The organism is Bradyrhizobium oligotrophicum, assembly GCF_051168495.1.
In the GTDB taxonomy this organism is placed as follows: Bacteria; Pseudomonadota; Alphaproteobacteria; order Rhizobiales; family Xanthobacteraceae; genus Bradyrhizobium; species Bradyrhizobium oligotrophicum_A.
Window position 1 is genome coordinate 230714 of sequence record NZ_JBNPVB010000007.1, and the last position, 14613, is coordinate 245326.

The window sequence follows — 14613 nt, forward strand, 5'->3', positions numbered from 1 at the left end:
GGGCGATCTCCCGGGGTTCGTGCGTGTCAGATGCCCTGTCCACCCGACACTTCGATCCGCTGCGCGTTGAACCAGCGATTGTCCTCCGACAGCAGGCTCGCGATCATCGGCCCGATGTCGTCGGGCAGGCCGGCGCGGCCGAGCGCGGTCATGTCCGCAAACACCTTGTTGACCTCGGGATTGTCGCGAACCGCCCCGCCGCCGAAATCGGTCTCGATCGCGCCGGGCGCCACCGTGTTCACCGCGATCCCGCGGCTCCCCAGTTCCTTGGCCATGTAACGGGTCAGAACCTCGACCGCGCCCTTGACCGCCGCATAGGCGGCGTAACCGGGAAACGACGTCCGGGTCAGGCCGGAGGACAGGTTCACGATGCGGCCGCCATCGGCGAGCAGTGGCAGCAGGGTCTGCGTCAGGAAAAAGACACCCTTGAAATGGACGTCGACCAGACGATCGAATTGCGCCTCGGTGGTCTGGCCGATCAAGGCATGGTCGCCATGGCCGGCATTGTTGACGAGATGGTCGAACGTCTCTCGCCCCCAGGTCTCGCGCAACGCGGTTCGCAGCCGCTCGGCAAACGATGCAAAACCTGCGACGTCACCCGTGTCCAATTGCAAGGCGACGGCCTTGCGGCCCAGCGCAGCGATTTCCGCCATGGCCGCGTGGGCATCGTCCGCTCTGCTCTGATAGGTGAGAACGACGTCGCCACCGTGGCGGGCGATGTTGAGCGCGGTATTGCGGCCGAGGCCTCGGCTCGAACCGGTCACGAGGGCAATCTTGGTCATGGTCTGAACTCCTGCGGTCATGACCATCCCGATATCGGCCAGGCACGCGCCTTTGTTGCCGGAAGCTCGCCGCTTCTTGCCCAATCCTCCAAAATGCGGTGCATTGCCGGCGCCGGCCGGTTAGGCTCGGACCATGATGAGCACGCTCCTTCATGCCGTGGGCCGCCACGCCGAAGCCCATGCCGATGCCGCCGGTATTGGCCAAACACCGATCCCGGGTCTGATGACCGTGCGGGCGACCGCGCCGAGCGGTCTGCTCTACGCGATTTCGCGGCCTCTGGTCTGCCTCGTGGTGCAGGGAAGCAAGCACGTCACGATGGGCCGCCAGGGCTTTGGCTTTTCCGCTGGGGATTCGCTGCTGATCACGGCCGACGTGCCGACCGTCAGCCAGATCACGCGCGCAAGCGTCGCGGCGCCCTATCTCTCGCTCGTGCTCGAGCTCGATCCGGCGATTCTCACCGATCTCTCGGCACAGATGGGTGACGCCGGCGGAGACGATCACGCGCCGGTCCGGGTCGACCCGACCGATCGCGAGGTGGCCGATGCTGCGCTGCGTCTGATGCGTATGCTCGATCGGCCGGAATCGATCCCGGTGCTGCAGCGACAGCTGTTGCGCGAGATGCACTACTGGCTGTTGACCGGCCGGCATGGAACGGCGATCCGTCGTCTCGGCTGGCCGGACGGCCACGCGCAGCGCATCGCACGCGCGGTGGCGGTGCTGCGCACCGGGTTTGCGCGGCCCTTGAGGGTCGAACAATTGGCGGCCATCGCGGGCATGAGCCCGTCGTCATTCCACCAGCACTTCCGCAGCCTCACTTCACTGTCGCCACTGCAGTTCCAGAAGCAGCTTCGGCTGATCGAGGCGCGACGGCTGATGCTGGCGGAAGGCATGACCGCAGGCAGCGCGGCCTTTGCCGTCGGCTATGAGAGCGTGCCGCAATTCACGCGCGAATACGGCCGGATGTTCGGCTCGTCGCCGGTCCGCGAGATCAAGGCGGTGCGCAGCAAGACAGGGGCCGTGCAAGCAGCCGCCGAGCGACGCGCGATCGAATGACGGGGGTCGCGCACGGCCGCTACCCCGGGCCCCGCCCCGCCTCCTCGATGAACGATTGATATGCGCGCGCGATGCCCTCCTCCAGCGACGTCGTGGCGCGCCAGCCGAGCTTCGCGAGCCTGGACACGTCGAGCAGCTTGCGCGGCGTGCCGTCGGGCCGTGAGGTGTCGAAGCTGATCCGTCCCTGATAGCCGATGGCTGCCGCAACGACGCGCGCAAAATCGGCAATGGTGATGTCCTCGCCGGTGCCGATGTTGACCAGCTCCGAGCCCGAATAGGTCCTCATCAGATGCACGCAGGCGTCGGCCATGTCGTCGACATAAAGGAATTCGCGCCGCGGCGTGCCGGTGCCCCAGACCACGACTTCGGGGGCGCCAGACAGCCTGGCCTCATGGAAGCGCCGGATCAGCGCCGCGACGACGTGGCTGTATTCCGGATGGTAGTTGTCGCCAGGGCCGTAGAGATTGGTCGGCATCACGTTGATGAAGTCGGCGCCATACTGGCTGCGATAGGCCTCGACCATCTTGATGCCAGCGATCTTGGCGATCGCATAGGGCTCGTTGGTCGGCTCCAGCGGGCCGGTCAGCATGCAGTCCTCGCGCAAGGGCTGAGCTGCGAGCTTCGGATAGATGCAGGAAGAGCCGAGAAACATCAGCTTCTCCGCGCCGTTCACATGCGCCGCATGGATGATGTTGGTGGCGATCGCGATGTTGTCGTAGATGAACTCGGCGCGCAGCGTGTTGTTGGCGACGATGCCGCCGACCTTGGCGGCAGCGAGGAACACGACCTGGGGCCTGGTTTTCGCAAACCATGCGAACACCGCAGCCTGATCGCGCAGATCGACCTCGCTGCGCGCGACCGTGACGAGCTCGACGTCCTCGCCCGCCAGCCGACGCACCAGCGCGCTGCCGACCATGCCGCGATGGCCGGCGACGAAGACGCGCTTTCCGGCGAGGTCAAAATTTGACGTCACGGGCCAACTCCTGACGTACCTCGTCCATTCGGACGTACAGCAGATCTAGTCTCCGTAGCAGCGCAGACGGTCGAGATCGAGCACCGTAATTCCCCCATATTCCACCCGCAACAGACCCTCGCGCTCCAGGCTCTTCAGGCATTGATTCGCATTCTGCCGCGACAAGCCGGACAGCGCGCCGATTTCCTCCTGGGTGATCTCCAGGTGACGGGTCGTATTCGGGTAGAGGATGGGATTGAACAGTGAGGCGATGCTGCGCGCCAGCCGCGCCGTCGCATCCAGCGTGCGGCCGACCTCGATGAGGCCGATGAACTGACCGAGCCGCTCGTTGAGCTGAGTGACGAGAAAACGATTGAAGCCGACGCTGTTCTCGAACAGCCACATGAAGGTCGGCCGCTCCATCAGCGCCGCGCGCGTGTCGCGCAGCGCGACCACGTCGTAGCGGCGCGGTTCGTTCTTGAGCACGCTGCCCTCGCCGAACCAGGCCCCCGCCGACATGCCGGTGAACGTCGTCGCCTTGCCGCCGCGCGAGACCGTGCTCATGCGCGCCAGGCCGGTGACGATGCCCGTCCAGTACTCGAACTGGTCGCCGCGGAGAAAGATATGCTCATTGGCCGCGAAGGAGCGCTCGACGACGCCGGCCGAGGCCACATCGATCTCCTCCGGCTTCAGATGACACGACCAGGGCGCGATGCGCAGAAGGGTATCGGAAGAGATCAAGCCGCCATCTCGTCTCGTCGAATCTCACAGCCATCATATTGCATCGCAGCAACGCCTCGGGTGAATTTTGCCTGCGAATTGTCGGGCACAAGACAGTTCCTGATAGCGCTTTCTCCTATCCAGGACCACCGCATTCGGCCGGCCCATTCCGGCGCGAATCGCCAAGGGGCGGGCCTGAGATGCGGCAAAGTGAACCCAGCCGGGCGGCCCGTCATTCGTCGGATGGCGCGGAACCCGCGCTCGGGATAGGATTGCCGCCCATGCGACGAACGTGACGTCGCGCGACACGATGCCTGAAGAGCGCGCCAAGCGCCGAAGACTATTCGGGAGGACGATTTGGACTATACGTTGGAAGCGCGCGGAGTGTCGCTGCGTTTCGGTGGCGTGCGTGCGCTCACCGACGTCAGCTTCGGCGTGCGCGAGGGCGAGTTGTTCTCGATCATCGGCCCGAACGGCGCCGGCAAGACCTCGATCGTCAACTGCATCTCCGGCCGCTACAAACCGACCGAGGGCCGCCTGTTCCATCGCGGCCGCGACATTACCGGCCTGCCGCCGAACGCGCGGGCCACGCTGGGCGTCGGCCGCACCTTCCAGAATCTCGCACTGTTCCACCACATGAGTGTGCTCGACAACGTTATGGTCGGGCGCCATCACCTCTTGAAGAACAACTTCCTCACCGGTTCGCTGTACTGGCTCACCGGTGCGCGGCGCGAGGAGCTGAAGCATCGCGAGAAAGTCGAAGAGATCATCGACTTCCTCGATCTGCAGTCGGTGCGCAAGGCGCCGGCCGGCACCCTGTCCTATGGCTTGCGCAAGCGCGTCGAGCTCGCGCGCGCGATGGCGCTCGAGCCGCATCTCATCCTCCTCGACGAGCCGATGGCCGGCATGAACTTCGAGGAGAAGGAGGACATGGCGCGCTACATCGTCGACCTCAACGAGGAGTTCGGCATGACGGTCGTGATGATCGAGCACGACATGGGCGTCGTCATGGACATCTCCCACCGCGTCATGGTGCTCGATTTCGGCCGCAAGATCGCCGAGGGCGACCCAGCCGCCGTGCTTGCCGATCCCCACGTCAAGCGCGCCTATCTCGGCGAGGAGGACGAACTGCTGGTTGATCCCGACGAGGCGCCGTCGATCGCGGAGGACGCGGCATGATGGACTATGCGGGCCGCGTCCGGCAGGCCGACACCTATCCGAAGCTGCTGCGCCTGAATGCGCGGGAGCATGGCAAGGAGATTGCGCTGCGCGAGAAAGACCTTGGGCTATGGCGCACCTTCACCTGGACCGACTATCACGCCCGCGTCCGCGACTTCGCGCTCGGCATGGTCGAGCTCGGGCTCGGCAAGGACGACGTGATCGGCATCATCGGCGACAACCGGCCGGATTGGGTCTCTGCGGAGATCGCGACCCATGCGATCCGTGGCCACAGCCTCGGTCTCTATCGCGACGTGCTCGACGACGAAGCCGCCTATCTCCTGAACTATGGCGAAGCGCGGCTGGTGTTCGCCGAGGACGAGGAACAGGTCGACAAGCTGCTGAACCTCGCCGATCGCGTGCCGGCGCTCAAGCACATCGTCTATTCCGACCCGCGCGGCATGCGCAAATACGACGATCCGCGCCTGCTGCTCGCCGACAAGCTCGCCGAGCTCGGCCGCGACAGGGCCGCGCGCGAGCCCGATCTCTACGACCGCATGGTCGATGCGACCGAGGGCGACGACGTCGCGATTCTCTGCACTACCTCAGGCACGACCTCGCATCCCAAGCTGGCGATGCTCTCGGCAGGACGTGTGCTCAAGCACTGCGCGACCTATCTCAGCTTTGATCCGAAGGGTCCGGAGGACGAATACGTTTCGGTGCTGCCGCTGCCCTGGATCATGGAGCAGGTGTATGTGCTGGGCAAAGGCCTGCTGTGCCGGATGAAGGTCAACTTCGTCGAAGAGCCGGACACGATGATGAACGACTTCCGCGAGATTGCGCCGACCTTCGTGCTGTTCGCGCCGAGGGTCTGGGAGCAGATCGCAGCCGATGTCCGCGCCGGCGTCATGGATGCCTCACCGCTGAAGCAACGGCTGTATCACATGGGCATGTCGACCGGCCTCGCGGCGCTCGAAAAGGGCCAGCATTCGAGCCTCGCCGATCTGCTGCTGTTCCGCGCGCTGCGCGACCGGCTCGGCTTCACCCGGCTGCGCTCGGCCGCCACCGGCGGCGCTGCGCTCGGGCCTGACACGTTCAAGTTCTTCCGCGCCATGGGCGTGCCGCTGCGCACGCTCTATGGCCAGACCGAACTGCTGGGGGCCTACACGCTGCATCCGGCCGACAAGGTCGATCCGGATACGACCGGCGTGCCGATGGCCAAGGATATTGAGATCAAGATCGACCAGCCCGACAGTCAGGGCATCGGCGAGATCGTGGTGCGCCATCCCAACATGTTCCTGGGGTACTACAAGAGCCCCGAAGCGTCCGCAGCTGACATGAAGGACGGCTGGATGCAGTCCGGCGACGCCGGCTATTTCAACGGCGAGAGACAGCTCGTCGTCATTGACCGCATCAAGGACCTCGCCGAGACAGCGCGCGGCGAGCGCTTCTCGCCGCAATATATCGAGAACAAGCTGAAATTCTCGCCCTACATTGCCGAGGCCGTCGTGCTCGGCGCCGGCCGCGAGCATCTCGCGGCGATGATCTGCATCCGCTACTCGATCATCTCGAAATGGGCGGAGAAGAACCGGCTTGCGTTCACCACCTATTCCGATCTCGCCTCGCGCAACGAGGTCTACGCGCTGCTGCAGAAGGAGGTCGAGACCGTCAATGCGCACCTGCCCGCAGCCCAGCGCATCGCCCGCTTTCTCCTGCTCTACAAGGAGCTCGATGCCGACGACGGCGAACTCACCCGGACCCGCAAGGTTCGCCGCAGCGTCATCAACGAGAAATACGCCGATATCATCGACGGCATCTATGGCGGCAAACCGGCGATTCCCGTCGACACCATCATCCGCTTCCAGGACGGCACCACCCAGCGCATCCGCACCACGCTGAAGGTGGTGGATTTGAACGGGCACGGAGCCATGGCGGAGGCGGCGGAGTGATGCGACCCCTTGAAATTACTCATGCCTCCCTGTGCGCCACCGGGGACGCGCCGGTGTCGAGCACCGTCTGCGTGGATAGCCCCCCTCACCCGGATTGCATCTTCGATGCAATCCGACCTCTCCGCGCAAGCGGGGAGAGGTTAGCACCTCGCGCATCGTCATGAACACCTCCTTCCTCCTGCAACTCCTCGTCAACGGCCTCGTGGTCGGCACGCTTTATGGCGTGGTGGCGATGTCGTTCGTGCTGATCTACAAGGCGACGCAGGTCGTCAATTTCGCGCAAGGCGAGCTGTTGCTGATCGGCGCCTGGGTGTGCTGGCTGCTGCTGACCAAATATCAAGTGCCGTTCTGGGTCGGGATGCCGCTGACGCTGGTATTCATGTTCGCGTTCGGCATCGCAGTGCAGGTCGTGATCCTCCGGCCCATGATCGGCGAGCCCATCATCTCGGTCATCATGGTCACGATCGGGCTGTCGACCGTCTTCCAGGCGGCGCTGAAATGGATGTTCGGCGTCAATCCACAGCCATTCCCCCCGGTATTTGCGAGCACATCCGTCGATCTGTTCGGGCTGCAGATCCAGACCGTCTATGTCATGAGCCTCGTCGTCTCCCTGCTGATGATGCTCGGCATGGCCTGGTTCTTTAAGGCCTCCAAATATGGCCTTGCGATGCGCGCCACCGCCTTCAACCAGCAGGTCGCGCAGTCGCTCGGCATCTCCGTGAAGAACGTGTTCGCGATGGCCTGGGCGATCTCGGCCACGGTCTCGGCCGTCGCAGGCGTCGTCGTTGCCGTGGTCAACGGCGTGTCGTCGGGCCTGTCGGCCTATGGCATCAAGGTGTTTCCGGCGGCGATCCTCGGCGGCCTCGATTCGGTCGGCGGCGCCGTGCTCGGCGGCATCGTCATCGGCCTGCTCGAAAACATCGCGCAATATGTCGATAGCCAGTATCTGCACTGGGGCAATCTGTACGAGATCGCGCCGTTCTACGTGCTGATCATCATCCTGATGATCAAGCCCTATGGCCTGTTCGGCACCAAAGACATCGAGCGGATATGAGCATGATCGCCGAAAAGTGGGCACCGGTTTTCGGTAACGATCATGCTCAAACAAAAGAGAAGGGCGAGCCCATGACTCCATTCAAGCCTCAGGCGAGATAGAGCCCGCCATGGTTGCGCGCTCCACGATACCCGCCGGTGACTTCCGCACCTCCTATGCGGCCGACACCACGATCTTCCCGACGAAGACGAGCCGCAATTTCGCGATCGCAGGCGTGATCCTGCTGTGCTTCGCGCCGCTCGTGTTCTCCGAATACTGGCTGTCGGTCTCGATCCAGATCGGCATCTTCGCGATCGCCGCCCTCGGCCTCAACATCCTGGTCGGCTTCACCGGCCAGATCTCGATCGGGCAGGCCGGCTTCTTCCTGCTCGGCGCCTTCACCTCGGCCTACATCAACAACGCCTACGCGATCCCGGTGTTCTTCGCGATCCCGCTTGCCGGCGTGATCACCGCCCTCGTCGGGCTGATCTTCGGCCTTCCGGCCGCGCGACTGAAGGGACTCTATCTCGTCATCGCCACGCTGGCCGCGCAATATATCCTGCTCGACTTCTTCTCCCGCGCCGAATGGTTCTCCGGCGGCTCGGTGCCGGCGTCCGCCAATCCGTTCTCGATCTTCGGCTATACGCTGCGCGGCGACCGGCAGTACTTCTACGTCGTGCTGGCCTATGTGCTGGTCTGCTACCTCCTGGTCACCAATTTGATGCGCACCCGCGACGGCCGCGCGCTGATCGCGATCCGCGACCATTATCTCTCGGCCGAGATCATGGGCATCAACCTGACCAAGTACCGGACACTGTCGTTCGGGCTTGCCGCGTTCTTCGCCGGCATCGCCGGCGCGCTCTATGCGCATTATCAGCTCGTGATCTCGCAGGAGGGTTTTGGTATCGAACGCTCGATCCTGTTCCTGGCCATGATCATCATCGGCGGCACTGGCTCGATCATGGGCACCTTGATGGGAACGGCGTTCGTCGTGCTGCTGCCGGAGTCGATGGAGTGGCTCAGCCACAATCTGAAGGGCAGCAGCATCGACAAGGCGCTCGCGCTCAACAACAACATCACTTTCCTGCGCGAGATCGCGATCGGCCTGATCATCATCGGCTTTCTGATGTTCGAGCCGGACGGGCTCGCGCATCGCTGGCGTCAGATCAAGACATACTGGAAGCTCTATCCGTTCTCACATTGATCTCAACCAACAGGGACCGGCGACAATCCGGCCCGAACGCACCACAGGAGGAAGCACTATGACGATGAAATCATTGCTGGGCTCGGCAGCCCTGGCGCTGCTCGCAGGCGCCTTCGCATCGACGGCGCAGGGCCAGCAGATCGCGATTGGCCATTTGCAGGATCTGTCGGGCGGCACGTCCGACGTCGGCACGCCCTATGGCCAGGGCGTGGTGGACACGTTCGCCTGGGTCAACAAGAACGGCGGCATCGGCGGCAAGCAGCTCGCGGTCGACAGCAACGACTATGGCTATCAGGTGCCGCGCGCGATCGCGCTTTACAAGAAGTGGTCGGCGCCGGACAACAAGGTCGCCGCGATCATGGGCTGGGGCACCGCGGACACCGAGGCGCTGACGGGCTTCCTCGCCAACGACAAGATCCCGGACATGTCCGGCTCCTACGCCGCCGCGCTGACCGATCCGGAGGGCACCAGCGGCAAGGCCAAGCCTGCGCCGTACAACTTCTTCTACGGCCCGAGCTACTCGGACGCGCTGCGCGCCGAGCTGACCTGGGCGGCCGAGGACTGGAAGGCCAAGGGCAAGCCGGGCAAGCCGAAATTCGTCCACATGGGCGCCAACCACCCCTACCCGAACGCGCCGAAGGCGGCCGGCGAGGCGCTCGCCACCGAGCTCGGATTCGAGGTGCTGCCGCCGCTGGTGTTCGCGCTCGCGCCGGGCGACTACAGCGCGCAGTGCCTGAGCCTGAAGAGCTCCGGCGCCAATTACGCCTATCTCGGCAACACCGCCGCCTCCAACATTTCGGTGATGAAGGCCTGCAAGAATGCCGGCGTCGAGATCCAGTTCCTGTCCAACGTCTGGGGCATGGACGAGAACGCGGCCAAGACCGCGGGCGACGCTGCCGATGGCGTCATCTTCCCGCTGCGCACGGCGGTCGGCTGGGGCGGCGATGCGCCGGGCATGAAGACCGTGCAGGAAATCTCGAAGGTCTCCGACCCCAGCGGCAAGGTCTATCGCCCGGTGCACTACGTCGCCGCGGTCTGCTCGTCGCTCTACATGAAGGAGGCGATCGAGTGGGCGGCGAAGAACGGCGGCGCCACCGGCGAGAACGTCGCCAAGGGCTTCCACCAGAAGAAGGACTGGGTGCCGGCTGGCATGGAAGGCGTCTGCAGCCCCTCGACCTGGACCGAGAAGGACCACCGCGGCACGATGAAGGTCGACCTCTACCGCGCCCGCGTCACGGGTCCGACCGAGGGCGATCTGAACGACCTCATGGCGAAGGGCACAATCAAGCTCGAGAAGGTCAAGACCATCGAGCTGCCGCGCAAGGCCGAATGGGCGGGCTGGTAAGCTGATGAGCGGCTGCCGAGATGACTCGGCGGCCGCCCCACACACGATCGTCATCCCCCGCGCACGCGGGGGATCCAGTACGCCGCGGCTTCTCGGTGAAGCATCGGCGTCTCTGGAATACTGGGTCCCCCGCCTGCGCGGGGGACGACAGCGGTGGACAACCACAATGACCGACACACTCGACACTTCGCGAACCGGCATAGGCAGCGCGACAGCAGCCCCTCTGCTCTCCGTCCGCAACATCGAGGTCGTCTATGACGACGTCATCCTGGTGCTGCGCGGGCTCAGCCTCGACGTGCCCAAGGGCGCCATCGTCGCGCTGCTCGGCGCCAACGGCGCCGGCAAGTCGACGACCTTGAAGGCGATCTCCGGCCTGCTCAAGACCGAGGATGGCGAGGTCACGCGTGGCGAGATCATGTTCGACGGCGCCCGCATCGACGGCATCGATCCGGAGAAGATCGTTCGCCGCGGCATCTTCCAGGTGATGGAGGGCCGCCGCATCGTCTCCGACATGACCTCGCTGGAAAACCTCAAGCTCGGCGCGTTCACCCGCAACGATCGCGAGGTGAACAGCGACATCGAGATGGTGTTCAACTATTTCCCGCGGCTGAAGGAGCGCACCGGCTTGGCCGGCTATCTCTCCGGCGGCGAGCAGCAGATGCTGGCGATCGGGCGCGCGCTGATGGCGCGGCCCAAGATGATCCTGATGGACGAGCCGTCGATGGGCCTGTCGCCGCTGCTGGTCAAGGAAGTGTTTGCGATCATCAAGGAGATCAACCGCGATCTCGGCGTCACCATTTTGCTGGTCGAGCAGAACGCGCGCGCGGCGCTCTCGGTGGCGAGCCACGGCTACATCATGGAGCAAGGCAAGGTGGTGCTGGACGGCACCGCGGACAGCTTACGCGACAACGAGGACGTCAAGGAATTCTATCTCGGCGGCGCCGGCGACCAGCGCAAGAGTTTCAAGAACTTGAAGAGCTTCAAGCGGCGCAAGCGGTGGCTGTAAGCCTCTTTCTTCTCCCTCTCCCCGTTCTTACGGGGAGAGGGTCGGGGTGAGGGGCAGCTCCGGACACCGCGCCCGCTGAGAGCCCCCTCACCCGCATCGCATCTGGCGATGCGATGCGACCTCTCCCCGCACGCGGGGAGAGGTGAAGCGACACCTGGGGACCTGACATGACCACCCATTACGACGCCCTCGAGACCCGCGATCCCGCCGAACGCGAACGGGATTTGTTCGGCCGCCTGCCTGAATTGCTGCGCGCCGCGATCAAGGCGCCCGCTTACGCCGCGCTGCTGCAGGGCATCGATCCCGCTGACATCACCACGCGCGCCGCGCTGGCCCAGTTGCCGGTGCTGCGCAAGTCGGAGCTGCCGGCGCTGCACAAGGCCGCTCCCCCGTTCGGAGGTTTCGTCGCGCAGAGCGCCAGCGCATTCTCGCGCCTATTCACCTCGCCCGGGCCGATCTTCGAGCCGGAGGCCGCACACAGCGATCCCTGGCGCGGCGCGCGTGCGCTGTTCGCGGCCGGTTTCCATTGCGGTGACGTCGTGCTCAACACCTTCAGCTATCATCTGACGCCGGGCGGCTTCATCTTCGACGCCTCCGCGCGCGCGCTCGGCTGCGCCGTGATCCCGGCCGGCCCTGGGAATACGGAGGCGCAGTTCGAGCTGATCGAGGCCTATCGACCGGTCGGCTACAGCGGCACGCCCGACTTCCTGAAGATCCTGCTCGACGGCGCCGCCGGCGCCGGCCGCGACGTCTCCTCGATCAGGCGCGCGCTGGTGTCGGGCGCGGCGTTCCCGCCGTCGCTGCAGGCCGAGATCAAGGCCCGCGGCGTCGACGCCTACCAGGCGTTCGGCACCGCCGATCTCGGCATCATCGCCTACGAGACATCAGCGCGCGGGGGCATGGTGGTCAATGAAGACCTGATCTTCGAGATCGTCCGCCCCGGCACCGGCGATCCGGTTGCGGAGGGGGATGTCGGCGAGATCGTGGTGACCTCGCTCGATCCCCACCATCCCTGGATTCGCCTCGCGCTCGGCGATCTCACCGCCGCCCTGCCCGGCCTCAGCCCATGCGGCCGCACTAACATGCGCATCAAGGGCTGGATGGGCCGCGCCGACCAGACCACCAAGATCAAGGGCATGTTCGTGCGCCCCGAGCAGGTCGCCGAGATCGGCAAGCGCCATCCGGAGCTTGGCCGCCTCCGGCTGGTCGTCACCCGCGCCGGTGAGACCGATGCGATGACGTTAAAGGCCGAATGCGCTTCGCCAGCGGATGGCTTGCCCGAGGCGCTCGCCGCCAGCCTGCGCAGCGTGGCGAAGCTCGGCGGCAACGTGGAGATTGTCGCGCCGGGAACGCTGCCCAACGACGGCAAGGTGATCGCCGACGAGCGCTGAGCCTGGTTTCACGCAGCAGGCGAAGCCCTGCGGCAGCGGCATGAGCGGCGCGGCGCGCACGGCCGTTGTGCAATTGTCGCATCCCGCGCGCTCTCCTATACAGCCATGTCACGTTCCCTGGAGTTCGTCCGCATGGCCTTTCCGCGCGCGTCCAAAGCCCTGTCCCGCTTCACCGTGCTCGACCTCACGCGGGTGCGCGCAGGCCCGACCTGCGCGCGGCAGTTCGCCGATTGGGGCGCCAACGTCATCAAGATCGACGCCATGATGGAAGACGGCGGCGAGGCCCTCGGCGGCCCGCGCCGCGGTGCCGACTTCCAGAACCTGCATCGCAACAAGCGCGCGATGAGCCTGAACCTGAAAGACCCCAAGGGTGTCGACGTGTTCATGCGGCTCGCTGAAAAGGCCGACGTCGTGATCGAGAACTACCGGCCTGATGTGAAGACCAAGCTCGGCATCGACTACGAGGCCGTGCGCAAGGTCAATCCGCGCATCGTCTATGGCAGCATCTCTGGCTTCGGCCAGGACGGCCCTTATTCCAAGCGGCCGGGCTTCGATCAGATCGCGCAAGGCATGGGCGGGCTGATGTCGATCACCGGCGCGCCCGGCGAAGGGCCGATGCGCGCGGGCATCCCGATCGCCGATCTCTCCGCGGGTCTCTCCTGCGCGATGGGCATCCTCACCGCGCTGCTCGAGCGCGAGGTCTCCGGCGAGGGCCAGTGGGTGCAAACGTCGCTGTTGCAGGCCCAGATCTTCATGCTCGACTTCCAGGCCGCGCGCTGGCTGATGGAGAAGGACGTCGCGCCGCAGGCCGGCAACAACCATCCGACCAGCATCCCCACCGGCGTATTCAAGACCTCGGACGGTTACATCAACATTGCCGCCACCGGAGGCCGGATCTGGGAGCGCCTGTGCCAGACGCTCGGCGCGTCCGAATGGATCGACAATCCGGACTACGCGACTGCCCCTGCGCGCTCGAAAAACCGCGACGCGCTCAACGCCGAGATCAACGCACGCACGCTGGCGAAAACGAGCGAGCAATGGGTCGCCGAGCTCAACGCCGCCGGCGTGCCCTGCGGCCCGATCTACGCCATCGATCAGATGTTCGACGACCCGCAGGTGAAGCATCTGGGCATGGCGCAGCAGGTCGCCAGCGACGACGGCCGCGACATCACGCTGGTGGCGCAACCCTTCACCTTGTCGCGCACGCCAAGCCGGATGGCGGCACGGCCGCCGGAGTTCGGCGAGCAGACCGAAGAAATCCTGTCCGAATTCGGCTTCACCGACGGGGAGATCGCCGATCTCCGGCTGCATCGCATCGTGTGAGCAGCTGCAATATGACCAAGCTGCGGCATCGCGCCGCTGTGGCCCAGATGTCACCACGTTGGAACTTCCACCTTGGCCGGATTGAGGCCAAGGCACGACCGCGTTAGTCTCTTCTCATCAGTTGATCGCGGACCTCAGGGCCCGTGCGTGTGAGGAGTAGCGGGTCATGAGCACATCCGAGTTGAACGAGTTTCTGATGGCGATGGACATCGTGCGCGACGTCAACGCGGCCGCTCTGAACCACCCCAGCGCTCTGCCCTTCGATGCGTCGTCGCTCGACAACGACTCCGACTGGTACCACATGCCCCTCCCTGAGAAGGCCAACTAAGACCGGGCTGCCGCCAGCTTACGCGCTCGTCCAATTACCTCTGCCCGAAGCCTTCGTTCCGACAAGCCGGACGGAGGCTTTGCTTTTCCGGGCTACAGGATGCGTCGGGACGCGAGTTGGCGCGTATCTGGTCGCCGCATCGAGCGAAAAAAAGCCCGACGCAAGCGCCGGGCGAGGTAATCGTCTCGGGAGGAAACATCAGGGTGCGATGACTATCAATCAGGCATCGCACGTGAGCAATTCAAGAACTGCTCATGAATGAAGCCTACCACTCTTCTGCCTAAAAAGCTGTCATCGCAAAGACACAACCTCTGGAGAAGCGCCGGAGCATTTCGAACAACGGTCCGACCAGCTCACAACTCGTCCCT

General features: G+C 64.8%; 13 protein-coding genes. 10 read left to right on the plus strand and 3 right to left on the minus strand.

What is annotated here, in order from left to right; translation table 11 throughout:
* Positions 1 to 26: 26 nt before the first annotated feature.
* A complete protein-coding gene (locus ACQR1B_RS16165; protein WP_434832509.1) occupies positions 27 to 782 on the minus strand; it encodes an SDR family NAD(P)-dependent oxidoreductase in 756 nt (251 codons plus the stop codon).
* 136 nt (positions 783 to 918) lie between these two features.
* On the opposite strand from ACQR1B_RS16165, the gene ACQR1B_RS16170 reads away from it, so the two are divergent.
* The gene (locus tag ACQR1B_RS16170; RefSeq protein WP_434832629.1) at positions 919 to 1836 is read left to right on the plus strand and encodes an AraC family transcriptional regulator; all 918 of its coding nucleotides are present in this window, start codon (positions 919 to 921) and stop codon (positions 1834 to 1836) included.
* A 19-nt stretch (positions 1837 to 1855) separates the two neighbouring features.
* Here the strand turns inward: ACQR1B_RS16170 and fcl are convergent, their stop codons facing one another.
* Entirely contained in the window at positions 1856 to 2809 is a 954-nt protein-coding gene (fcl, locus tag ACQR1B_RS16175) for a GDP-L-fucose synthase (protein WP_434832510.1), read from the minus strand.
* Positions 2810 to 2854: 45 nt separating this feature from the next.
* The gene (locus tag ACQR1B_RS16180) at positions 2855 to 3529 is read right to left on the minus strand and encodes a Crp/Fnr family transcriptional regulator (protein ID WP_434832511.1); all 675 of its coding nucleotides are present in this window, start codon (positions 3527 to 3529) and stop codon (positions 2855 to 2857) included.
* A 336-nt stretch (positions 3530 to 3865) separates the two neighbouring features.
* Between ACQR1B_RS16180 and ACQR1B_RS16185 the strand changes: the two genes are divergently transcribed.
* The 9 genes from ACQR1B_RS16185 to ACQR1B_RS16225 all read left to right on the plus strand — a co-directional run bounded on the left by ACQR1B_RS16185 (position 3866) and on the right by ACQR1B_RS16225 (position 14245).
* The gene (locus ACQR1B_RS16185; protein ID WP_434832512.1) at positions 3866 to 4687 is read left to right on the plus strand and encodes an ABC transporter ATP-binding protein; all 822 of its coding nucleotides are present in this window, start codon (positions 3866 to 3868) and stop codon (positions 4685 to 4687) included.
* Positions 4684 to 6615: a long-chain fatty acid--CoA ligase gene (locus ACQR1B_RS16190; RefSeq protein WP_434832513.1), complete on the plus strand. Its 1932-nt coding sequence runs from the start codon at positions 4684 to 4686 to the stop codon at positions 6613 to 6615. Before ACQR1B_RS16185 ends, ACQR1B_RS16190 begins: the two co-directional genes overlap by 4 nt.
* Before the next feature lie 160 nt (positions 6616 to 6775).
* Positions 6776 to 7669 carry a branched-chain amino acid ABC transporter permease gene (locus ACQR1B_RS16195; protein ID WP_434832514.1) on the plus strand — a complete coding sequence of 298 codons (894 nt, stop codon included), beginning with the start codon at positions 6776 to 6778 and terminating at the stop codon, positions 7667 to 7669.
* Between the two features lie 109 nt (positions 7670 to 7778).
* Entirely contained in the window at positions 7779 to 8852 is a 1074-nt protein-coding gene (locus ACQR1B_RS16200) for a branched-chain amino acid ABC transporter permease (RefSeq protein WP_434832515.1), read from the plus strand.
* A gap of 58 nt (positions 8853 to 8910) precedes the next feature.
* Positions 8911 to 10197, plus strand: a complete 1287-nt coding sequence (locus tag ACQR1B_RS16205) for an ABC transporter substrate-binding protein (protein ID WP_434832516.1) — start codon at positions 8911 to 8913, stop codon at positions 10195 to 10197.
* 166 nt (positions 10198 to 10363) lie between these two features.
* Entirely contained in the window at positions 10364 to 11203 is an 840-nt protein-coding gene (locus ACQR1B_RS16210; protein ID WP_434832517.1) for an ABC transporter ATP-binding protein, read from the plus strand.
* Between the two features lie 167 nt (positions 11204 to 11370).
* Positions 11371 to 12594: a phenylacetate--CoA ligase family protein gene (locus ACQR1B_RS16215; RefSeq protein ID WP_434832518.1), complete on the plus strand. Its 1224-nt coding sequence runs from the start codon at positions 11371 to 11373 to the stop codon at positions 12592 to 12594.
* 132 nt (positions 12595 to 12726) lie between these two features.
* A complete protein-coding gene (locus ACQR1B_RS16220; RefSeq protein ID WP_434832519.1) occupies positions 12727 to 13917 on the plus strand; it encodes a CaiB/BaiF CoA transferase family protein in 1191 nt (396 codons plus the stop codon).
* A 166-nt stretch (positions 13918 to 14083) separates the two neighbouring features.
* Positions 14084 to 14245 carry a hypothetical protein gene (locus ACQR1B_RS16225; RefSeq protein ID WP_434832520.1) on the plus strand — a complete coding sequence of 54 codons (162 nt, stop codon included), beginning with the start codon at positions 14084 to 14086 and terminating at the stop codon, positions 14243 to 14245.
* Positions 14246 to 14613 lie beyond the last annotated feature (368 nt).